At 60.1% G+C, this 21,039-nt stretch carries 18 protein-coding genes, 2 pseudogenes and 2 riboswitches; of the genes and pseudogenes, 13 read left to right on the top strand and 7 right to left on the bottom strand.

Annotated features, from left to right (window positions below; genetic code table 11):
• Nucleotides 1-46: 46 nt before the first annotated feature.
• A riboswitch (cobalamin riboswitch) is annotated at nucleotides 47-267 on the bottom strand.
• A 229-nt stretch (nucleotides 268-496) separates the two neighbouring features.
• Complete coding sequence (locus ABSE61_RS12645) at nucleotides 497-1,918, bottom strand: short-chain fatty acyl-CoA regulator family protein (RefSeq protein WP_423871451.1); 1,422 nt, start codon at nucleotides 1,916-1,918, stop codon at nucleotides 497-499.
• Nucleotides 1,919-2,064: 146 nt separating this feature from the next.
• Between ABSE61_RS12645 and ABSE61_RS12650 the strand changes: the two genes are divergently transcribed.
• From ABSE61_RS12650 to ABSE61_RS12680, 7 genes and pseudogenes are all read left to right on the top strand, one after another.
• A complete protein-coding gene (locus ABSE61_RS12650; RefSeq protein ID WP_423871452.1) occupies nucleotides 2,065-2,478 on the top strand; it encodes an acyl-CoA thioesterase in 414 nt (137 codons plus the stop codon).
• A 13-nt stretch (nucleotides 2,479-2,491) separates the two neighbouring features.
• A complete protein-coding gene (locus ABSE61_RS12655) occupies nucleotides 2,492-4,009 on the top strand; it encodes an MmgE/PrpD family protein (protein WP_423871453.1) in 1,518 nt (505 codons plus the stop codon).
• A 28-nt stretch (nucleotides 4,010-4,037) separates the two neighbouring features.
• Entirely contained in the window at nucleotides 4,038-5,219 is a 1,182-nt protein-coding gene (gene prpC, locus ABSE61_RS12660) for a bifunctional 2-methylcitrate synthase/citrate synthase (protein ID WP_423871454.1), read from the top strand.
• Nucleotides 5,220-5,228: 9 nt separating this feature from the next.
• A pseudogene (prpB, locus tag ABSE61_RS12665) lies at nucleotides 5,229-6,142 on the top strand (methylisocitrate lyase).
• Between the two features lie 31 nt (nucleotides 6,143-6,173).
• Nucleotides 6,174-6,376, top strand: a riboswitch (cobalamin riboswitch).
• A gap of 103 nt (nucleotides 6,377-6,479) precedes the next feature.
• A pseudogene (gene metE / locus ABSE61_RS12670) lies at nucleotides 6,480-8,797 on the top strand (5-methyltetrahydropteroyltriglutamate--homocysteine S-methyltransferase).
• A gap of 48 nt (nucleotides 8,798-8,845) precedes the next feature.
• Complete coding sequence (locus ABSE61_RS12675; RefSeq protein ID WP_423871455.1) at nucleotides 8,846-9,043, top strand: hypothetical protein; 198 nt, start codon at nucleotides 8,846-8,848, stop codon at nucleotides 9,041-9,043.
• Between the two features lie 4 nt (nucleotides 9,044-9,047).
• Nucleotides 9,048-10,115, top strand: coding sequence for a Rieske 2Fe-2S domain-containing protein (locus ABSE61_RS12680; RefSeq protein ID WP_423871456.1), 1,068 nt, complete (start codon nucleotides 9,048-9,050; stop codon nucleotides 10,113-10,115).
• Between the two features lie 55 nt (nucleotides 10,116-10,170).
• On the opposite strand, the gene ABSE61_RS12685 is transcribed toward ABSE61_RS12680, so the two are convergent.
• From ABSE61_RS12685 to ABSE61_RS12700, 4 genes are read right to left on the bottom strand one after another with little or no spacing between them, the layout of a single operon-like run.
• On the bottom strand, nucleotides 10,171-10,905 hold the full coding sequence (locus ABSE61_RS12685) for a GntR family transcriptional regulator (RefSeq protein WP_423871457.1): 735 nt from the start codon (nucleotides 10,903-10,905) through the stop codon (nucleotides 10,171-10,173).
• Nucleotides 10,902-11,741, bottom strand: coding sequence for an ABC transporter permease (locus ABSE61_RS12690; RefSeq protein ID WP_423871458.1), 840 nt, complete (start codon nucleotides 11,739-11,741; stop codon nucleotides 10,902-10,904). The genes ABSE61_RS12685 and ABSE61_RS12690 overlap by 4 nt, the downstream gene beginning before the upstream one ends.
• Nucleotides 11,742-11,749: 8 nt before the next feature.
• On the bottom strand, nucleotides 11,750-12,601 hold the full coding sequence (locus ABSE61_RS12695) for an ABC transporter ATP-binding protein (protein WP_423871459.1): 852 nt from the start codon (nucleotides 12,599-12,601) through the stop codon (nucleotides 11,750-11,752).
• Nucleotides 12,602-12,630: 29 nt separating this feature from the next.
• Nucleotides 12,631-13,719 (bottom strand): ABC transporter substrate-binding protein, encoded by a 1,089-nt coding sequence (locus ABSE61_RS12700; protein ID WP_423871460.1) that lies wholly within the window; start codon nucleotides 13,717-13,719, stop codon nucleotides 12,631-12,633.
• A gap of 233 nt (nucleotides 13,720-13,952) precedes the next feature.
• On the opposite strand from ABSE61_RS12700, the gene ABSE61_RS12705 reads away from it, so the two are divergent.
• Nucleotides 13,953-14,735: an SDR family oxidoreductase gene (locus ABSE61_RS12705; RefSeq protein ID WP_423871461.1), complete on the top strand. Its 783-nt coding sequence runs from the start codon at nucleotides 13,953-13,955 to the stop codon at nucleotides 14,733-14,735.
• A 10-nt stretch (nucleotides 14,736-14,745) separates the two neighbouring features.
• Nucleotides 14,746-15,627 (top strand): alpha/beta fold hydrolase, encoded by an 882-nt coding sequence (locus tag ABSE61_RS12710; RefSeq protein ID WP_423871462.1) that lies wholly within the window; start codon nucleotides 14,746-14,748, stop codon nucleotides 15,625-15,627.
• 9 nt (nucleotides 15,628-15,636) lie between these two features.
• Here ABSE61_RS12710 and ABSE61_RS12715 read toward each other — a convergent pair whose 3' ends face one another.
• Nucleotides 15,637-16,614 carry a Bug family tripartite tricarboxylate transporter substrate binding protein gene (locus ABSE61_RS12715; RefSeq protein WP_423871463.1) on the bottom strand — a complete coding sequence of 326 codons (978 nt, stop codon included), beginning with the start codon at nucleotides 16,612-16,614 and terminating at the stop codon, nucleotides 15,637-15,639.
• Nucleotides 16,615-16,849: 235 nt separating this feature from the next.
• Here ABSE61_RS12715 and ABSE61_RS12720 point away from each other — a divergent pair, with 235 nt between their 5' ends.
• From ABSE61_RS12720 to ABSE61_RS12735, 4 genes are all read left to right on the top strand, one after another.
• A complete protein-coding gene (locus ABSE61_RS12720; protein ID WP_423871464.1) occupies nucleotides 16,850-17,284 on the top strand; it encodes a DoxX family protein in 435 nt (144 codons plus the stop codon).
• Between the two features lie 93 nt (nucleotides 17,285-17,377).
• Nucleotides 17,378-17,593, top strand: a complete 216-nt coding sequence (locus ABSE61_RS12725; RefSeq protein WP_423871465.1) for a hypothetical protein — start codon at nucleotides 17,378-17,380, stop codon at nucleotides 17,591-17,593.
• 156 nt (nucleotides 17,594-17,749) lie between these two features.
• Nucleotides 17,750-18,025 (top strand): hypothetical protein, encoded by a 276-nt coding sequence (locus tag ABSE61_RS12730; RefSeq protein WP_423871466.1) that lies wholly within the window; start codon nucleotides 17,750-17,752, stop codon nucleotides 18,023-18,025.
• Between the two features lie 233 nt (nucleotides 18,026-18,258).
• Entirely contained in the window at nucleotides 18,259-19,104 is an 846-nt protein-coding gene (locus tag ABSE61_RS12735; protein ID WP_423871467.1) for a CmcJ/NvfI family oxidoreductase, read from the top strand.
• Nucleotides 19,105-20,341: 1,237 nt separating this feature from the next.
• Here the strand turns inward: ABSE61_RS12735 and ABSE61_RS12740 are convergent.
• Nucleotides 20,342-20,779, bottom strand: coding sequence for a hypothetical protein (locus ABSE61_RS12740; protein WP_423871468.1), 438 nt, complete (start codon nucleotides 20,777-20,779; stop codon nucleotides 20,342-20,344).
• Between the last annotated feature and the right edge of the window lie 260 nt (nucleotides 20,780-21,039).

Genomic DNA, 21,039 nt, shown 5'->3' on the forward strand with positions numbered 1-21,039 from the left:
CACCGGACAGCGCATGCAAGCGACCGCCGGACACCCCGTCCGTGGACGTTTTTTGTGCGTCGCGGCAGGTCTCCTGACTTGCAGGTCGCTGTTGCTCCGACGTCTTCCCAATGCGGAAGCCGCACAGTGACGCGTGGATCGGGAGCAACTCACTGCTTACAGTTGCGGGGGCAGTGCCGGATTTTCGCGTCACCGACGCGATTCACCGACTTCCCTCTTAGCCACTACATCTTGCGAAGCATTGGAACCGTGACACCCACATATGGTGATATTCGCGGCTAACTGTCAATGATTGTTTAACAGGCCGGCTCTGTTTGGCTGTGGAATGCGGGGGTTCGGACGCCGCGATGGCATGGCCAGCGATTTGAGCCGGCTTCGCCACTAACAGACGAATCGCGTCAGGAGAATACAAGAAAGGGCCGATTGGATTGTTTCCCCGGAAAGCACAAGGCAGGCCGCGAGCGATCGTCCACAAGGGTGGGGCCTTTAGTCGTGCTCACCGCGCCGAGGCGGCATAGGGGGCAAAGAAGGATTGCTTCTCGTCGACCATGAGCGGACGGCCAACCGGCGGAAAGGCGCGCTGCGGACAATCCATGCGCTCGCACACCTTGCAGCCGATGCCGATGGGAGTGGCGGAGGCTGGATTGCGAGCGTTCAGCCCGCGTGAATAGACGAGTTGATCCGCGTGCGCGATGTCGCAGCCGAGCGCCACGGCGAACGTCTTGCTCAGCGATTCATAACCTCCGCTCTTGTGCGAGACCGTCCGCGCAATCCAGAGATAAGTCCGCTCGTCCGGCATTCGGGCCAACTGGGTCAGGATACGTCCAGGACTCGAAAATGCTTCGTAAACGTTCCGTAACGGACAGGTGCCGCCGATCCGGGAAAAATGGAAGTCCGTTGCGGACTGGCGTTTTGAAATATTTCCAGCACGATCGACGCGAATGAAAAAGAAGGGGACGCCGCGCGCGGCCTGCCGCTGCAACGTGCTCAGGCGATGACAGATCGTTTCGAATCCGACACCGAACTCCTGACCCAGCAAGTCAATGTCATAGTGAAGCTCCTTGGCTGCGCTGAGAAACTTCCGGTAGGGCATCAGGAGCGCGCCGGCGAAGTAGTTTGCGAGGCCTATGCGGGCAAGGCTGCGGGTTTCCGTGTTCGCAAAGCGAGCACTGTCGACCAGCACCGTCAGATCCTTCTCGAACCCGAGCATCGCAACTTGCGTCGCCAGTTGGAATGCCTGCTGGCCAGGCTCCAGCTTGCGGGAGAGATGGAGCGTTATGCTCTCGGGATCGAACCGGCGATGCGCGCTTGACGAGGCGTTGTCGGCAACGACCCTGACGCCGAATTTGGTTCGCAAAAATTCAGCAAGGACGGCTGAAGTGATGGTCTTTGATGGCGTCAACTCTTCGGCCAGTCGTTCGGCCGCCTCATCCAGCTCCGCGATATAGTTGTGCCTGAGATAGAAGAAGTCGCGGACCTCCTCATAGGACGTAGAGGTTAGGATCGCGGTTTCGGCCTGGCGATCTTCTCCGAGGCGAGCGGCAAGCGCCGCGCTCTGTTCGATGGCCTGACGATATCGGCGATTGAGCCCGACCAGCGCACGACCGACCGCCGGCATGTTGATAGCGAGTTCGCGCAACTCTGCAGTGGATATCGTCTCGCCGAGCTGGGGATCGGATAGCGTCTCTCTGAGATCGGCGACCAGACGCGCTTCTTCGTCCTCCGAAAAGAGCTGGATGTCCACGCCGAACGCGGCGTTGAGCTTGAGCACGACGGGAAGCGTCAGCGGACGCTGGTTATTCTCGAGCTGGTTGAGATAGCTCGGCGAGATTCCAATAGCGGAGGCCAGCGCCTGTTGCGTGAGCCGGCGCTCTTCCCGCAAACGCTTCAGGCGAACGCCCATGAGAGGTTTCTTCACCGGACCCTCCGTTTTGACTTCGCAAACTTTGCAAGTTTGCCGTCCAGGCTTCGCCAATATCTATGATTTCAGTACTATTCTAGCGCGCCGCTGTTGCAGATATTGCGAACTTCCAGCGAAGTTGCAAGGGCGAGTGGACACCTTCGATGCAGGCCACCCTCCAATCGGTTGTTAACGCTGTCGAACCGACTCGCTTTGTCGAGCTGGTTTTTCCCGATCAGGCCAACCACTACGGCACGCTGTTCGGCGGAGCCGCGCTGAGCCTGATGGCGAAGGCGGCGTTCGTGGCGGCCACGCGTCGCGCGCGCCGGGCCGTCGTGATGGCCAACTGGGACAAGGTGCAATTTCACGAGCCCGTCCGCCTCGGCGAGCTTGTCGAACTGACCGCACGGGTGGAGCGGGTCGGCCGCTCGTCCATGACCGTCGCGGTCGAGGTGATCACAGAGACCCTGGTGACGGGACTGCGTCGGACCGCGATGCGCGGCTCTTTTGAAATGGTGGCGGTCGACGAGCACGGCAGGCCGACGCCCGTCGCATCGCTTCCTCTGGATGAAGGCTAAAGGGAATCAAATAGTGAAATCGCACACCGTCCGAACGCATAAATCCTCCGAGAACCTGCCGCGCGTGGATCAGCTTGCCTGGAAGATCGCAGAGGTGGCGTCCGATCCGGTCGCTGTCGAGCCGGCCGTGATCGAGATGATCGGCAACCGCATCGTCGACAATGCGGCCGTGGCGGCGGCTTCAGTCGCACGGCGTCCCGTAGCCAGCGCGCGGGCGCAGGCGATGGCGCATCCCTTCAAGCGGGGGTCCACGGTATTCGGCCTGCCGCAGTCGCAGCGCATCTCGCCGGAATGGGCGGCTTGGGCCAATGGCGTTGCGGTGCGCGAGCTCGATTTCCACGACACGTTTCTGGCGGCGGACTATTCCCATCCCGGCGACAATATTCCGCCGATCCTGGCGGTCGCTCAGCACTGCGGCCTCGACGGTGCCGCACTCATTCGTGGTCTTGCGACGGGTTATGAAGTTCAGGTTGACCTCGTGAAGGGCATCTGCCTGCACGAGCACAAGATCGACCATATCGCCCATCTCGGGCCCTCGGCGGCAGCAGGCATCGGCACACTTCTCAACCTGCCGACGGAGACGATCTATCAGGCGGTGCAGCAGGCGCTGCATGTCACGACTACAACGCGGCAGTCGCGCAAGGGCGAGATATCGAGCTGGAAAGCATATGCGCCGGCCTTCGCGGGGAAGATGGCGATTGAGGCCGTCGATCGCGTGATGCGCGGGGAGGGCGCGCCGTCTCCCGCCTGGGAAGGTGAAGACGGCTTCATTGCGTATCTGTTGTCAGGTCCGAAGGCGGAATACGTCGTCCCGTTGCCTGAGAAGGGCGAGCCGAAGAAGGCTATTCTCGATACCTACACCAAGGAGCATTCGGCCGAATATCAAAGCCAGGCGCTGATCGATCTTGCGCGCCGGATGGGACCGAAGATCGACGATCTCTCCCAGATCGAGAGCATCGTCATCCATACCAGTCATCACACGCACTACGTGATCGGCACCGGCGCCAACGATCCGCAGAAGATGGACCCGAAGGCCAGCCGCGAAACGCTCGACCACTCGATCATGTATATTTTCGCGGTCGGGCTGGAGGATGGCGGCTGGCACCATCAGAAATCCTATGCGCCCGAGCGTGCCGCACGGCCGGAGACAGTCGCCCTCTGGCACAAGATATTCACCGTCGAAGATAGCCGCTGGACCGAGCGTTATCACAGCCGCGATCCCAAGGAAAAAGCGTTCGGGGCCAGGGTGGTCGTCACCCTCAAGGACGGCAGGAAGATCAGCGACGAGATGGCCGTGGCCGATGCTCACCCGCTTGGCGCACGTCCATTCGCGCGACCGCAATACGTCGCCAAATTTCGGCAGCTTGCGGAAGGCGTCATACATCCCGACGAGCAAAAGCGCTTCCTCGCGCTGGTGGAGCGGCTACCGGACTTGTCGGATCAAGATCTCGTGGCGCTTAGCTTCATGGCCGATCCGGAAAGGACAGGCGACAATAATGCGCGTGGCATTTTCGACTGGTGGTCGAAGTAGAAATACAAAAGTATTGAAGGAGGATCGATTGGTCGAGAACGCTCAAGCCCACCCGGCGCCGAAAAAATCGGTCGCGTTGTCCGGCATCGTTGCTGGTAACACGGCCCTCTGCACGGTCGGCCGCACCGGCAACGACCTGCATTATCGCGGCTACGACATCCTCGACGTCGCCGAGACCTGCGAGTTCGAGGAGATCGCCTACCTGCTGGTTCACGGCAGCCTGCCGACGCCGGCGGAACTAGCCGCCTACAAAGGCAAGCTGAAGGGCCTGCGTGGATTGCCCACAGCGGTGCGCACGTCGCTCGAAGCGCTGCCCGCAGCCGCTCATCCCATGGACGTCATGCGCTGCGGCGTTTCAACACTCGGCTGCGTGCTGCCCGAGGCGCACGATCACAATCATCCCGGCGCGCGGGATATCGCCGACCGTCTGATGGCTTCTCTCGGCTCGATGCTGCTGTATTGGCATCACTTCGCGCAGAACGGCCGCCGGATCGACGTTGAGACCGACGACGAGACGATCGGCGGCCATTTCTTGCATCTGCTGCACGGGCGCAAACCATCCGAGTCGCATGTGCGTGCCATGCACACCTCGCTGAATCTCTACGCTGAGCATGAATTCAACGCCTCGACATTCACTGCGCGCGCCATCGCCGGCACCGGCGCTGATATGTATTCGGCGATTACGGGCGCGATCGGTGCGCTGCGTGGCCCGAAACATGGCGGCGCCAACGAGGTCGCCTTCGAAATCCAGAAGCGCTATGGCGGCGCCGATGAAGCCGATGCCGATATCCGCCATCGGGTCGCGGCAAAGGAGGTCGTGATCGGGTTCGGACATCCGGTCTATACAATCGACGACCCCCGCAACAAGGTGATCAAGGAAGTGGCACGGCGGCTGTCCCGCGAAGCCGGATCGATGAAAATGTTCGAGATTGCGGATCGAATCGAGGCCGTCATGGCCGAAACCAAAAAGATGTTCGCCAATCTCGATTGGTTCAGCGCGGTGTCCTATCACATGATGGCCGTCCCCACGGCGATGTTCACGCCGCTGTTTGTGATTTCCCGCACCTCCGGCTGGGCGGCTCATATCATCGAGCAGCGCATCGACAACAAGATTATCCGGCCCGCGGCCAACTACATCGGTCCGGAGAATCTCGAATTCGTACCGCTCAACAAACGGGGCGCGCCGCCTTCGTCGGTACGCGCAGCCTAGGGAACGCAGATGCCTTATCTCGTTGCGTCCGATCTGCCATCCGAATCCGCCGGACGGCGTTTCCGCGGTCTTTTAAGGCGGCCGGGTATTCTCAAGCTCCCCGGCGCGCATGACGGCATGGCCGCGCTTCAGGCCAAGGCGGCCGGTTTCGAGGGGCTTTATCTCTCGGGCGCGGCGATGACCGCGTCGATGGGCCTGCCGGATCTTGGCATCATCACCGTCGACGAAGTCGCATTCTTCATCCGGCAGATCGCGCGCGCCTCGGCCGTTGCTGGTTGATGGCGACACCGGTTACGGCGAGGCGCTCAACGTCATGCACATGGTCCGTGTCTTCGAGGAGGCCGGCGCTGGTGCCGTGCAACTTGAGGATCAGCTGCTGCCAAAAAAATGCGGTCACCTCAACGACAAGAAACTCGCCGATGCTCACGATATGGCGGCAAAGGTTGCTGCCGCCGCGAAGGCTCGCCGCGACCTCGTGATCTGCGCGAACCGATGCCGCCGCAAGTGAGGGGCTGGACGGCGCCGTCGCCCGCGCAAAGCTTTATATGCAAGCTGGCGCCGACGCGATCTTTCCGGAAGCTCTCAACACCGAGGAGATGTTTCGCGCGTTTGCTAAGCGTCTGCCGGGTGTGCCGTTGCTCGCGAACATGACGGAATTCGGCAAGACGCCCTTCTTCACGGCTTCCGAGTTCGAGGCAATGGACTATTCGATGGTGATCTGGCCGGTATCGTCTTTGCGCGTCGCGAATAAAGCGCAGCAACAACTTTATGCCGCGATCGCACGTGATGGCGGAACGCACAAGGTCGTCGACCAAATGCAGACCCGTACGGAGCTTTACGCAACGATCGGCTTGCACGCCTACGAGGCGCTGGACGCGTCAATTGTGCAGACGATTATTCCGGAGGGGATGCCGCAGAGATAATTCAAGAGGTTGACGAAGCAGTCGCCTTACAGATATCAGCAGCTATCGAGGTTCTTCGGGTCCTGCTTGATCCGGAGCTAAGAGGGAAGCCGGTGTGATGCCGGCGCTGCCCCCGCAACTGTAAGCGGCGAGCCGCTGTCCAACACACGTCACTGAAGCCCAAAAAGCTTCGGGAAGGCCGGACAGCAGCTATGACCCGTGAGCCAGGAGACCTGCCCCGACAACATAATCGTCCACGTGCGGGGTGTCCCGGTGGTGCGCCAAGCAGCTGTCGCTCGCGCGACTTCTCCTGCACGCATCCGCCATGGCCTTTGCCCCCAATCAAGGGGTTGAAGCTATGTTTGTTCTCAAACTTCCCGTCGCAACGCTCGGCGCGCCTCGCATCGGTCCGCGCCGTGAATTGAAGCTTGCGCTTGAAAGCTACTGGGCCGGAAGATCCAGCGAAGCTCAGCTGCTCGAAGCGGCGGCCGGACTGCGCGCCGCCAATTGGGCGCGACAGAAATCGCTTGGCGTGACAGTGATTCCGTCAAACGACTTCTCGCTTTCCGATCATGTGCTCGACACGAGCGTCATGGTGGGCGCTATTCCCGAGGCTTACGGCTGGAAAGACGGCCCCGTCGCGCTCAAGACCTACTTCGCGATGGCGCGCGGCGCGCAGGGCGAGACCCACGGTGCGGATTGCGGTGATGCCCATCACGGGCACGGTGCGGCGGCGCAGGAGATGACCAAGTGGTTTGACACCAACTACCACTACATGGTGCCCGAATTTCACAAAGACCAGACGTTCAAGCTCTCCTCTCGCAAGCCGATCGAGGAATACGAAGAGGCAAAGGGCTTGGGGTATCGGACGCGCCCGGTCTTGCTTGGTCCAATTACTTTTCTCAAGCTCGGCAAGAGCGCCGATCCGGATTTTGATCCGCTGTCTTTGCTTGACCGATTGTTGGTTCTCCGGGAATTGGCCGTACGCGGTGCCGATTGGGTGCAGGTCGACGAGCCGTGTTTGGTGCTTGATCTCGACGAGGCGTCCCGCAGCGCGTTGCGCCAGGCCTATGCGCGCATCGCCCTGGAAGTGCCGCGGCTCAAGATTATGGTCGCCAGCTATTTCGGAGCCGTCGGCGATAATCTGGAAACGGCGCTAGCGCTCCCGGTTGCCGGACTTCACGTCGACCTCGTCCGCGCGCATGACCAATTGAACCGGATCGTGGCTGGTGCACGAAAAGACCTGATTGTGTCTCTCGGCATCGTCGACGGCCGCAATGTCTGGCGCTCCAACCTCTCAGCTCTGATCGACCGGTTTGAGCCGGCTGTCGCGAAGCTCGGCAAGAATCGCGTGCAGATTGCGGCTTCGTGCTCCATGCATCACGTCCCGATCGACCTTGAGCTTGAGACCGACCTCGATCCTGAAGTAAAAAGCTGGCTCGCGTTCTCGATCCAGAAGATGAAAGACTGGCAACACTCGGCCAGGTGCTGGCTGCCGGTCGCGCGGGCGCTTCGGAAGCACTTGCGGCCTCCGAACAAGCTGCTGCCAGCCGCAAGGCGTCGCCCAAGATTCACAATACGATTGTTGCCCGGCAGATGGCCGCCGTCAACGAAGCCATGCGCCGCCGCAACCACTCTTTCGCGCAGCGCGCCGAGATTCAACGTGCCCGCTTTGCGCTTCCAAAATATCCCACGACAACGATCGGATCATTCCCGCAGACGGCAGCTGTCCGCAACGCCCGCGCCGCCCATATGCGGGGGGCGATGAGCGAGGCGCAGTATGAAATATTTCTGAAGGAAGAAACGGCGCGCGCGGTCCGCTGGCAGGAAGAGATCGGCCTTGACGTGCTTGTCCACGGCGAATTCGAACGCAACGACATGGTGCAGTATTTTGGCGAGCAGCTCTCCGGCTTCGTTTTCACCAAACATGGCTGGGTGCAATCCTACGGTTCTCGTTACGTCCGGCCACCAATCTTGTTTGGCGATGTCTCCCGGCCTGAACCGATGACGGTCGGCTGGTGGCGCTATTCGCAGTCGCTGACCACAAAGCCGATGAAGGCGATGCTGACGGGGCCAGTAACCATCCTGAACTGGTCATTTGTTCGTGACGACATTCCACGGAGCCAAGCGTGTCGTCAGATCGCACTCGCGATCCGGGACGAGGTGATCGACCTTGAAAAGGCCGGCGCGACCATGATCCAGATCGACGAAGCCGCGCTTCGGGAGGGCCTCCCGCTGCGAAAATCCGAATGGACGACCTATCTCGACTGGGCGGTGGATAGTTTCCGCGTTTCCGCGTCGGGGGTGGCCGACGAAACGCAGATCCATACGCATATGTGCTATTCTGAATTCAACGACATCATCGCCGCGATTGCGGCGATGGACGCCGACGTTATTTCTATCGAGACATCCCGGTCAAAAATGGAATTGCTGGAGGCTTTCAAGGGTTACAAATATCTCAACAATATCGGCCCCGGCGTTTATGATATTCACTCGCCGCGCGTGCCGGAGATAGCGGAGATGAAAAATTTGATTGTGCTGGCCCGGAAACGGCTTTCGGATTCCCAGATCTGGATCAATCCCGATTGCGGTCTGAAAACACGAAAGTGGGAGGAGGTGCGGCCTGCGCTGGTCAATATGGTTGCCGCCGCGCGTGAATTGCGAGCCTCGTCCTGACATAGGATCGTCGTTTTCCCGGCACATGGTCTTCTGCGGAGCATGCCGATGCGATTCTGGATCAAATGCACCCGCTTTGGCACGGGGGAAGCCTATTACGTGAACATCTCGCTCGTCGGCGGGTTGAGACGTGACGGCGAAAAGACGGTCCTGGAGTTCGTCGGCAGCAACGCTCAGACGATTGACGTGAGCGAGACTCCGGAGGACATTCTGGCGATCCACTTGGGGACGCGGCAGGGGAGTTGAGGTCTTGAATCCGGGATTGGTATCTGCAGAAGCAAGCGTTGCAAAAGTGCCGGCCGATTTGCGTCAGGTCGGCGCGCATCCGGATCACTGGTATCCGGTCGCGTGGTCGCATGAGGTCAAACGAGGGCAGGTCGTTGCATCCTCCTTTGCCGGCGAGCCGATCGCTCTTGTTCGGCCTGAACAGGGCGAACTATACGCGCTGGAAGATCGCTGCGCCCATCGCCAAGTGCCTTTGTCCAAGGGCAACGTGAAGGATTGCAGGGTGCATTGCTGCTATCACGGCTGGAGTTATGACGCGTCGGGAAAGTGCGATGTTCCCTATCTCGGCAAGGGCAAGCAGCCCAACGGCGTGCGTACATATCCGGCTTGCGAATGCGACGGCATCGTCTTCATCTGGCCGGGCAGTCTGCCGGCCGCGCCGCCGCCCGCTAGCCTCGGCGCCGCCGGCGACAAGGCTTACAAGACGCGAAGCTTCGGCCGGGTCGTCAACTGCCACTACACGTTCATGCATGAAAACCTGATGGATATGAACCATCAGTTTCTTCATCGCCGAACCACCGGAAAGGTCACGCCGCGCTATCTCGGCAAGCGAGCGGGCGAGGGCTGGATGGAGCTCGACTATACGTTTGCGCGGCCGGATTCCAAGCCGCCGCTCGGCGAATCCCTGATCATGGGAAGCTTCCGGCTCGATACCTCCAAGCCGCGCGACCGCATGACCATCCGCACGGAATATCCGCACCAGACGCTGCGTTTCTGGACGGCAGGCGAGGAGCCTGTCTTGAGCGTCTGGCTTGGCTACACGCCGGTCGATGCCGAGCAACGAAAAAACAGGTCCTTCATTCACCTTTCGGTCCGCCGGCCGAAAATCCCCGGCGTGCTGGACCTGGCGTGGCCCGTGTTGACCTGGTTCACCAATCGCGTGTTCGAGGAAGACCGCGAAATCGTGGAGATGGAGCAGGCCGCCTATGACGCCCAGGGGTCCGACTGGAATCAGGAAGTCTTTCCTCCGATCCGGGACTTGCGCGAACTGCTCGCCAAAAACGGGCGCGTCATGACCCCGCGGCAGATCTGATTGATCTTGGCGCTCAAGTCTTGGCAGTTAAGTCTTGGCACTTAAGTCTTGGCGTTCAAGCGAGCTCGGTCAGCAGTTTCTGGTCGCCATAGAGCCGCAGGAAGTGCAGCAGGTCGGACAGGCCATCGCCCAACAGCGTCACATGCGAGCGCATCACCAGACTTGCCTGTGCCGCATCGCCCCGGAAGATCGCCTGCATGATCTGCTCGTGCTCGGGAATGGACGATTCCATTCGGCCCGGCTGGAACGTGATCGTTCTGCGGTAAGGCGAAATCTTCACGGTGAGCCGTCGCAACTCCTCGCGCAGGATCCGGTTGTGGCTGGCGGCCGCGATCGTTTCGTGAAACTCGAGATTCGCTTCATAGAAGCCGTCGACGTCGCGAACAGTAGCGGCCACTGAGCAGGCCTGATGCGCTGTCTCGAGGCGGTTTTGCTGATCGGGCCGAATGCGGCGCGCGGCCTGGGCCGACGCCAGCGCCTCCATCTCCGCCGCAACGCTGAACGCGTCGAGAAGATCGGCCAGCGACAGCTGAGCGACCTGCAAGCCCTGGCGTCCGCGCGAGACCACCAATCCGCTCGCCGCCAGCCGTTGCAGCGCTTCGCGGACAGGCGTGCGGGAAACACTGAAATGATCGGCGAGCTGCCGCTCGTCGAGACGGTCGCCCGGCTTGCGCTGGCCTTTGAGGATTTCGAGTTCGAGGCGATGAACGACGCTGGCCGAAAGCGATTCCGGCTGGCCTGGCAAAATAGCTGTTTCCACCGGCGGCGATGTGTCCGGCATGACTTTCATGGGTTTTCCGCCGAGTAAAACCGGTTGGCGATGGCTTCACCGAGGGCCACCAGGCCATAAAGCAACAGGCCGCAAATGCAGAGAACCACGATGGCGGCCATCGATATCTCGGTATCCGCGCGCGCAGTGGCAAAAATGATCAGATAGCCGAGGCCGGCCTGGGCGGTGATGAATTCGCCGATAATAACGCCAATGATCGCAAGTGTAATCGCGATCTTCATGCCGCTGAAGATATAAGGCAGCGCTGCCGGAAACCGGACGCTGGAAAATATCTGCCACTCATTGGCGGTCAGCGCGCGGCACAGCCGGATCATGCTCTTGTCGACGCTGGCAAAGCCAGCGGCCGTGGAGATCACGACCGGAAAGAACGCGATGAAAACCGCAAAGGCGATGCGGGACTGAGAGCCGATTCCGAGCCAAATTATGAAGAGCGGCGCGAGCGCGATCTTCGGGATCAGCTGGAAGAACACCAGATTCGGATAAAGCGCCTCGCGGGCGATATCCGAATAGGTGATGAGGATGGCGAGTCCAATTCCAAGCAGGGTTGCGATCGCAAATCCCGCGGCCGATTCCAGCGTGGTCGGAACCGCATGCATCAGCAGAATATCGTAGCGCTCGTAGATGTACTTTCCGATCGAGAGCGGCGACGGCAGAATGACCGGCGGAATATGTCCGAGCGTGACGGCGAGTTGCCAACCCGCCAGCACGATCGCCGCCAGTCCGAGCGGCAAGCCTACACTTCTCAGCCTGGTGAGGCCTGCATCCCTGGGAACTGCCGGACCCGCGATGATCGCGCCCGTTTCCGTACCCATACCCGTTGATGCAAAGCTGGCCATGTTCCTGCTCACTCGACCACGCCGCGCTGTTTCGCGGCAGGAATTTGCGACGGCACGCCGGTATGGGCTTGCTCGATCGTCAACCGGAGTTTTCGGCAGACGGCGACGAATTCCGGCGTCTCTTCGATCTCGAAACGTCGCGGCCGCTCAAATGGCATCTTCATGTCGAGCATGATCGTCGAGGGCCGGCCGCCCATCACGACGACCCGGTCGGACAGGAACGCAGCTTCGCGAATCGAATGGGTGACGAAGATGACGGTCTTCTTGTGGGTCTCGAGGATTTCCGACAACGCGACGTTCATCTGGTCGCGGGTGATCGCATCGAGCGCGCTGAAGGGTTCGTCCATCAACAGGATGTCCGGATCGTGGATCAGTGCCCGGCAGATCGCCACGCGTTGCCGCATGCCTCCTGACAGTTGCGAAGGTTTCTTGTTTTCAAAGTCGGACAACCCGACCATCGCCAACAACTCTCTGGCGCGCCGGCGATAGGGTTCGATCGGCAGCCTGAGAATGCGAACCGGAAACAGTACATTGTCGAGCGCGCTCTTCCACGGCAACAACGTCGCGTCCTGGAAAATGATGCCGATGTCGCGGCGCGGCTCCCTGACCTCCGAACCGGCAAGCGATATCGATCCGCCGGTCGGCTGCTCCAACCCTGCGATCATCATCAATAGCGTGCTCTTGCCGCAACCGCTGGGGCCCAGGAGAGAGACAAACTCTCCGCGCGCCACGTCGACGGACGTCGACGCCACAGCCTGCACCGGCGCCTGCCGCGTGAAGTAGGTCTTTTGCACATTGGTTATGGATACCAGCGGCTTGGCCGCTGCCGTAACCTCAGGCGAAGTTTTGGCGGCGAGCATCGATTCCGATCCGATTGGGTCAGACAATTTCAGCTGACGTATTTGCGAAAAGCCGCGGCGTTCTTTTCTGCGGAAGCAAGTTCACTGGCGCTCAGCTTGACCTTGCCGACGAATCTGTTCGTGAACAAAGTTTCGACGTCGGGACGCGTGGCACCATCGCCGACCGCATATTTGACCACGAGATCGGCCATCGTCGCGACCTTCTTCGGATCGGCGTAACCGAATCCGCTCTCCTTCACCTCCGGCACGAGGTTAGTCAGGTTGGTCAGGCCGAGGCCGATCCGCGCGTACTCCTTGCCGGTCGACGATATCGCAACTTCGCTGTTGGCTTTCAGAAAGATGTCGATCGCCTCATCGAAGTCAGTCATGGTGAAGCGAATGGCTTCCATGGCACCTTCAACGAGGGCGGCGCAGAGATTGGGATCCTTTTCCAGCCGTTGCGGCTGCGTAGTAAGTGACTGACCGTAAAATTCGATCCCAGCGTCACGAAAGAGCATGAAGCGAACGTCGGTGCCGAGCGGAGCCAGCGAGGGGATCGTGCTGGTGGCAAAGGCGGATGCGGCGTCGACCTGCTTTTCCATCAGCGAGCGCTCGCGAACCTTGCCGTCGAGCTGCACCATCTGCACCCTGGCCAGGTCGAAACCGGCTTTCTCCGCATAGAGCGGCAGGAACGGGTATTCGCCCGAGGTTACGCTGGCGCCGAGTTTCTTGCCTTCGAGGTCCTTTGGCTTCCTGATCGGTGAATCCGCCAACAGGCCGATACCCATCAGCGCGTCGTAATTGATCTGGCCGATGCCGGTGATCGGCAATTTCTTGGTGGCCTGGACGATGACGGTCGGCGTTGCGGCCATGCCGAAATGGAAAGTGCCGGCGCTGACGGCTTGTGCGGCGGCGCCCGAGCCCGATCCGCGCGCCACGCTGACGTCGAGCCCGGCCTTTTTCCAGAAACCCTTGTCGCGCGCGACATAGGCAAAGAGGTTGGGGCCTTCCGGGATCCACGACGTGGTGAACGTGACTTTCGTGGCGCCTTGCGAAATGGCAGGCGCGGCCAACGAAAGACCGGCGGCGCCAAGGCCCGCGACACCCATGCCCTTCAACACACCCCGACGTGAGATCATCAACCCTCTCCCAACAAGTGTCTCCTAACAAGCTCTGGCGATCGCCGCGCAGTGCTTGCGCATCTTCGGCAGCATCATCTTGAAATCAGCTTCAGGCAAGCTTGATTATGCCAAAAATCAAATCTTGCATATTATTTGGCCAGACTGCGACTGATATTGTATGCCAATTTGGCAGAACCGGCGGCATTTCTCTTGCCCCGGTCTCGGAAGAACGAAGAACGGAGACGAAGACCATGGATTTGGGGCTAAAAGGCAAAACGGTTCTGGTGACCGGCGCGTCGCAAGGAATCGGCGAAGGGGTCGCGCGCGCCTTCGCTGCCGAAGGCTGCCATCTCCATCTCGTCGCCCGGTCTGCCGACCGTCTGAAAGCCATCAAGGCGGAAATCGAGAAGTCGCACGGGGTGAGGGTGGTGGTGCATGCCCTCGACCTGACGGTTCCCGGCGTGATCGATCCGCTGGTCGAGGCCGTCGGCGATATCGACATTCTCGTCAACAATGCTGGTGTGATCCCGAGTGGAAGCCTTTGGGACGTTGATGAGGCCAAATGGCGGGCGGGCTGGGAGCTGAAGGTGTTCGGCTATATCAACTTCACCCGCGCCATCTATCCAAAACTAAAGGCCCGCGGCGGCGGGGTGATCATCAACAATATCGGCAACGGCGGCGAAGTGTTCGACCCGAACTATGTGGCCGGGACGACGGGCAATGCCAGCTTGATGGCCTTTACGCGCGCGATGGGCGGCCATTCGCTGGATGACAATATCCGTGTGGTCGGGGTCAATCCCGGTCCCGTCGATACCGACCGCATCTACAACATGCTGAAGAAGCGCTCAAAGGAATGGTTCGGCACCGAGGACCGTTACAAGGAATTGCAGGACCGCTACCCGCTCAAGCGGCCTGCGCATGTTCACGAGGTCACCGACCTCATCGTGTTTCTCGCGTCCTATCGCTCCGGCTACACCTCGGGCACAATCTTCACCGTCGATGGCGGCATTGCGTCCCGCCGCTCCGTGATTTGAGGAGTCCGAGATGAGTTTTGCCAGGACCAGCGACGGGATCAATCTGTTTTACGAAAGCGCGGGCTCAGGCACGCCGATTATTTTCGTCCATGAGTTCGGCGGCAGCCATTGGAGCTGGGAGCCGCAGCTCAATTTCTTCGCGCGCCGGCATAGCTGCATCACCTTCGCCGCGCGCGGATATCCGCCGTCGGATATCCCGGAATCCGTCGAGGCCTATTCGCAGGCGCGCGCGGCCGACGATATCGTCGACGTGCTCGATGCGGCTGAAATCGACAAGGCGCACGTTGTCGGCCTCTCCATGGGAGGCTTCGCCAGCCTTCATGTCGCGCTTCGTCATCCCAAGCGGGTGTTGTCGGTGGTCGCGGCCGGGGCTGGCTATGGCGCGGAGAAAGTCCACGAAAACTATTTCAAGGGTGTTTCGGCGCAGGTTGCGGAGAATTTCGAGAAGCGCGGCGCGAAAGAATTCGCACCGGTCTATGCAGAAGGCGCTTCACGCGTGCAGTTTCAGGAAAAAGACCCGCGGGGCTGGCGCCTGTTTGCCGATCGGCTGGCCCAGCACGATGCGCGAGGCGCCGCCAACACCATGCGTGGCGTGCAGATGCAACGGCCCTCGCTCTACGATCTCGAAACCGAGTTTCGCGCCATGCAGCCGCCGGTTCTGGTGATGGTCGGCGACGAGGACGACCACTGTCTTCAGCCCGGCCTGTTTCTCAAGCGCACGATTTCAAGGTCGGGCCTCGCGGTGTTTCCGAAAACCGGCCACACCCTCAATCTCGAGGAGCCGGAACTGTTCAATCGCCACGTCGCGGAGTTCATCGCGCAGGTTGAGGCGGGCCGGTGGGCGCCGCGCGATCCGCGTGCCGACCCGGCGCAGGTGATGCGCACGGACTAAACGTCTCGGCTATTTGTCGGTCAGGGCCACAGCATTCAGGATCGGAAGCAGCCGCGCGGATTCGCTTCGCACCAGATCGGCCAACGGCTTCGGTCCGCGACGGCCCGGCTCGGCGATATTGGCGCCAAGATCGGCTAATCTTTTCCTGACCTGTTCTTCGTCGAGGCCTTTGTCCAAGCCTGCCGCAAGCTTCGCAATGACTGGCTTGGGCGTTCCGGCGACTGCGAATAAAGCGTACATGACGGCGCAATCGAACTCTGGCAGCCCCTGTTCGTAAGAGGTCGGCACATCCGGTAACATCGGGCTGCGCTGTTTCGCGGCGATGGCGAGCGCTCTGACCGTGCCCTCGCGCACCTGGGCCAGCGTTCCCAGCACGGGATCGCATTCGTAGTCGATTTCGCCGCCGAGCATGGCATTCAGGACCGGCGCCGTCCCCGTGAACGGGATCAGGGCAGGCTTGATGCCGATCGCCGCATCAATCAGGAGGCATCCGATGTAAGAGATCGAACCGACGCCTGCGTGCCCGACATTGAGCTTGTTTGCATGGGTCTTGGCGTAGGTAACAAACTCACCGAGGTTGTTGGCCGGGAAATCTTTGCGAACCACGAGCAGTTCGGGATATTCGGCGGCGAGCCCGATCGGTTCAAAGTCCTTCATCGGATCGTAGCCCAAATTAGGATAAAAGGCCGGCGCCAGCGCATTCGTGGACATGTGGCCGAACAGGATCGTGTAGCCGTCCGGCGTGGCGCGGGCGGCGCGAAGCGCGCCAATCGTGCCGCCAGCGCCGTTGATGTTTTCCACTATAACGCTTCGGCCGAGATGCCGCGCCAAAACGTCGGCAACAATTCGCCCGGTAATATCGGCCGGCCCACCCACGGCGAATGGAATGATCATGGTAATCGTTCGGGTGGGATAATCCTCGGCCTGAGCGCCGTTCATTCCGGCTGTTATCAGAAGAGCAGCCGCCACCACCCAATGCCTCGTCACATCAGCCTCCTAGCGTTTCTTTTTATGGTGGCACCATAGGCTGGTTTCACCATGTGGCAAAGGATCCAAAATCCGGTAGCCGCCAAGCGCGTCGAGATTTTTGCTCGCCGCTTATTTCCGTGTTGATTTCCGGATCGGTTTCTGCGGAACAATGGTTGGTCGGGCTGGGTGGCTTCGGCCCGATCCGGGTTTTTCAAAAAATAGTCTTGGAAAAAACAATCTTGGGAGGGGAAAGATGATCGATCAACGCTTGGCGCCGTGGGCGACCCTGCTGCTTCGTGTAAGCCTTGGCCTGCTTTTCATTGCGCATCTCTACTGGAAGTTTGTGATCCTCGACGGCGGCCTGGACAAATGGTGGGCCAATTTTGCCGCCAACGGGTATCCGTCGATCACGCCCTGGTATTGCATTTCAGCGGAATTCGCCGGCGCGCTATTGTTGATCCCCGGTATCTGGACCCGCTGGGTCGCCTTGTACGCGCTGCCGTTGATCCTGGGCGCCGCTCAGTACTGGGCTGTCCGAAAAGGATTCTACTTCACGATCGGCGGCGCGGAGATGTCGCTCACGTGGGGGCTTATGCTGGTCTTGCAGGTGCTGCTCGGCGATGGTCCCTATGCGGCCGTTCCAAGTCCGATGCCTCGGATGGCCGCATCCAAAGTACAGAGCGCGTAGCTTACGGATTTGGCGGTTAGCTGAAACCCGGCCGGGTGGGGTGCGGCATTTCGATGCCGCGTCCCCTTAGGCGACGACGTTGACGCCCGTGCTTTGAGTGGACGTGCTCTGGGACGAGGTCTGGGATTTCTCGAGCTGGGTTACGTCGCTCTGGTCGGTCGTGCCTTAGCGGAAGCCTTGGCGGCTTCGTCGGCGGCTAGCTTCGCCAATGCCTGCGGCAGCGTGGTCGGCGTCGTTGAACTGCTGATGGCGGCCATGGTGATTCTCCTGGCACGCAAGGCTATCAACGCCGCGTTCTCAAAATATTAACGATACAAGTGCGGCAGCTCCGAACCTGAGGTAACGAAGCTGCGTTGCATAAAAGTGCGGCAGTCCGCCCCACGGAACCTCGCATCACGATGGGTTGAGATTCCGGAACGTCCTCGCGGACCCGGGATTGGTCCGGCGCAGACAAGGAGAAATCAAATGAACAAGATGAAAATGATCGGCGCTGCGGTTATTCTTTCGGCGACCGTTGCGACGCCAGTCCTGGCTCAGGATGCCGGTACATATGGTGCAGCCCCGTACGCTGGCCCGGCGCGTCATTCCCAAACCTTCTATCGATCTTACAACCAGATGAATTCGGATTTTCTGCCCCCGCAGAACAATAACGAATATCGCAACCTCCAGAACTTCGGTTTTACCGGGCGAGACCCGTCACGGGTGGGTGGAGAGTCACCGTCGCTGAACCCTCCCAGCTAACGTCGTCATGGTTCTTCAAACGCCAACGGTCTCGGGACTGCTAATCCCGAGACCGTTTCGCGTAACAACGTCGTGATCCTTGCAGAACAAGCCTATCGGCAAGCGGTCTTGCAAAAAGATTTACTCTTCGCCGTCCCGTTAAGAGTGGATACATTGCTATTTCGAAGGCGCGCTTGTTCCATCGTCAGGCTCGGACCAGATTTACCTCGAGATGCAAATCCCGGGAGATCCGTATGAGCCTGATCGAGAGAAAAATCGAATCGCTGCCTTTCGTCCTCGCAGAACTGAATTACCTCGCACCAACAGACGGAAAGCCGCGGACCTACGCACTCGATCCACCGGTCGGCGAGCCCAAATCAACGGCGTTGCCCGAGCCGCATCAGGTGCCCGTGTTCGACGGCCGCCCGGTCTCGAACAGTTTTTCGCTCGATCGAGAAGGTTTTGCGCTTGTCCGGCATCCGACCTCGGTGCGGGATTTCTATGACGATAAGGAGATACGGCAGGTCTATTATCCCGCGGCGGAAGCCTTCATCAAGGCGACACTGCGCGCCGATCGCGTCGTGATCTTCGATCATACGGTGCGCCGGCGGGTGGAAGGTGCGGCCGATATCCGCGGCGGCGGGCCCCGGCAGCCGGCGACACGGGTCCATGTCGATCAAACCCATACGTCCGGTGCCAACCGCGTGCGCGAACATCTGCCTGCCGAAGCGGATGAGCTCCTGAAAGGCCGCGTGCAGGTGATCAACCTGTGGCGTCCTATTCGCGGGCCCTTGCTCGACACGCCACTGGCGGTTTGCGATGCAGCCAGCGTGGCTGCGGGCGATCTTATAGCCTCCGACCTGATCTATCCAAACCGCAACGGCGAAACCTATTCGGTGAAATTCAATCCGGACCATCGCTGGTTCTATTTCCCGGAGATGACGGCGGACGAAGCCCTGCTTTTGAAATGTTATGACTCCGAGACCGACGGCCGCGCCCGGTTTGCCCCGCACACCGCCTTCGCCGATCCCACGACGCCGGAGGATGCGCCGCCGCGCGAGAGCATCGAGCTGCGTACGCTGGTGTTTCACCGGCCGTAAGATTGCTATTCCATAGGTCCACTGTTCCGCGGAATAGTGGAACTTCGCGCCATAAATCGGCTCTTTTGCGAGCGCGTCTACGTGCAAGTTGTTTACATCTAGATTCGTGGCGTTGCCCGACCCCGGTGAATCACATAGACATTTCGCCGGGGTAGGCAAATGAGAGCATTGCGATGGCTTCATCTGCCTTGGAAAACGCCTTGACTGCCACCTGTATCATTATCGCACTTGCCGTCGTCGGCTGGGGGATAGCGATCCTCGCGGCATAACAGAGCGACTTGCGCCGAAAGCCGCGCCGCCGGAGTTCCGGCGTGCGCAAGCTCTGCGACATTGTGAATGATAGATTTGACCAACGGGGACGATTTCTCCGGCGGTCTAATTTGCGGGCGCTTTTGACGACTTCGTCTTGGCTGGCGTCTTGGGAGCGTCTGTGCTGCGGGCATTACCCCAGGGATCTGCCGCTGGCTGATCGGGGATATTTTGCAGCGACTTCTGATAGGCGCGATCGGCGGCCTTATCCTCTTCAATTTGCTTTTGGGTCTTGGGCGGTGGACCCGGCGCCGGCTGGGGCGTCTGCTTTTGTTGACCGTAAGCGGGGCATGCCAAGGCGGTGATAACAGCCAGAGCGAACAGTATTCTCATCACAATCGTGCCTTCGGCGTCTGTCCAATAGACAAGGATTTCTCCATCGCGGGGAAATTGTCAAACCGGCAAATCAAGCGAAGGAGCATCCATGGGTGGGTTGGGCAGTAGACCGGTTCACCGAATCGGCAGGACCAACCTTTGCCGGTCGAGCACCGGAGCAGACGAACTACCGCACATCGTGGACGTTAACTGGCAATTGCCAGATCGCTGCCGGGTTCTGCGGCTGGCGCCTTGAGTTCGCTGAGCTGAAGTTGCAATAGCAACGCGAGTATTCTCGGCGCCGGTGGCGTCTGTGACCGGTCAAGCAGGAATCGAAGACGGTCACCAACCTCGTCGCAAATGGCGCGAGTGTGCACGTCGCTGCAGGTGCAAGGGCTTTGATCTGGCATATCCCGTCTCCGTCTTACCAGACCGTGAGCTATCGCCAATGTGCAAGGGATTAAGCCGGACGATGTCCCTTGCTGCGTAGTGAAGCGTGCGTAAAGTCAATGCCGACATATTTCTCAAACGCAGGAAGTGAATCGTTAACCAGCCGCATCCAGGAATAGCGGCCAAGTGTGGGCTGCCTCTCGAGAGGTTTTGCCAACTGCGGCTAAGTCGGCTTGGAGTGGCGCTTGTGCTTGGCAGGCGTGGCAGCTGGCGTCTGGGGTGGCGGCGCGGGCGCAGCGACAGGCGCGGGACTGTAGGTCTGCAATTCACATTGCTCGATGATGACGGATAATCGCGAGCCTTTATAGGCATCGTTATCGAGGAAAGCCGAGTAGGTGCGGCGGGTCTTATCCGGAGGCGGATTTACTTCTCTGACGCAAACGAAAAAGCTGCCAGGCCCATGGTCGCTTGGACGAAGCGCAGAAAGTTCCAGAGGAGTGACGAGCTTGGCTTCTTTGGCCAGTTCCGCAACGGCAGCGCCGATCGCCTTTTCCCTCGGCGGAGACGGTGGTACGTAGGCTTGCTCTGTCGTGTGAACGCTGGAGCATGCGCTTAGCAACGACGCCAGCAGGATCGTGCAGCGAGGCGCCGTGATGAACATTTCCAATCGTGTCCGTGTTCCAGGCGACCACCGCTTCTGGTCATATCGGATCGCCGTCAAAAAACACGAAAATGAGGCGATGTCTGCCGAGTGTTGCTGCGTGTGTCTGCAGTGTTCTGAACAAGGATGCAATCGAATTTCGAGCGGATTGCCGGCTCGATAGATGGATGCTCGTCACAATACCGCCCTTGATCGCAGCTTCGATGCAACGATGTTCGTCATTGCGGCTTCATCGACCCGGTCTGTCAAGTTCAACCGTC

Origin of the sequence: Bradyrhizobium sp. (genome assembly GCF_049519115.1) — a bacterium.
GTDB lineage: Bacteria > Pseudomonadota > Alphaproteobacteria > Rhizobiales > Xanthobacteraceae > Bradyrhizobium.

Bases quoted from the DNA above. Each gene is read 5' to 3' on its own strand.
- ABSE61_RS12650 (WP_423871452.1), top strand. From the start codon at position 2,065: ATGCAGGCCACCCTCCAATCGGTTGTTAACGCTGTCGAACCGACTCGC.
- ABSE61_RS12675 (WP_423871455.1), top strand. From the start codon at position 8,846: ATGCGATTCTGGATCAAATGCACCCGCTTTGGCACGGGGGAAGCCTAT.
- ABSE61_RS12685 (WP_423871457.1), bottom strand. From the start codon at position 10,905: ATGAAAGTCATGCCGGACACATCGCCGCCGGTGGAAACAGCTATTTTG.
- ABSE61_RS12690 (WP_423871458.1), bottom strand. From the start codon at position 11,741: ATGGCCAGCTTTGCATCAACGGGTATGGGTACGGAAACGGGCGCGATC.
- ABSE61_RS12695 (WP_423871459.1), bottom strand. From the start codon at position 12,601: ATGCTCGCCGCCAAAACTTCGCCTGAGGTTACGGCAGCGGCCAAGCCG.
- ABSE61_RS12700 (WP_423871460.1), bottom strand. From the start codon at position 13,719: ATGATCTCACGTCGGGGTGTGTTGAAGGGCATGGGTGTCGCGGGCCTT.
- ABSE61_RS12705 (WP_423871461.1), top strand. From the start codon at position 13,953: ATGGATTTGGGGCTAAAAGGCAAAACGGTTCTGGTGACCGGCGCGTCG.
- ABSE61_RS12710 (WP_423871462.1), top strand. From the start codon at position 14,746: ATGAGTTTTGCCAGGACCAGCGACGGGATCAATCTGTTTTACGAAAGC.
- ABSE61_RS12720 (WP_423871464.1), top strand. From the start codon at position 16,850: ATGATCGATCAACGCTTGGCGCCGTGGGCGACCCTGCTGCTTCGTGTA.
- ABSE61_RS12730 (WP_423871466.1), top strand. From the start codon at position 17,750: ATGAACAAGATGAAAATGATCGGCGCTGCGGTTATTCTTTCGGCGACC.
- ABSE61_RS12735 (WP_423871467.1), top strand. From the start codon at position 18,259: ATGAGCCTGATCGAGAGAAAAATCGAATCGCTGCCTTTCGTCCTCGCA.
- ABSE61_RS12740 (WP_423871468.1), bottom strand. From the start codon at position 20,779: ATGTTCATCACGGCGCCTCGCTGCACGATCCTGCTGGCGTCGTTGCTA.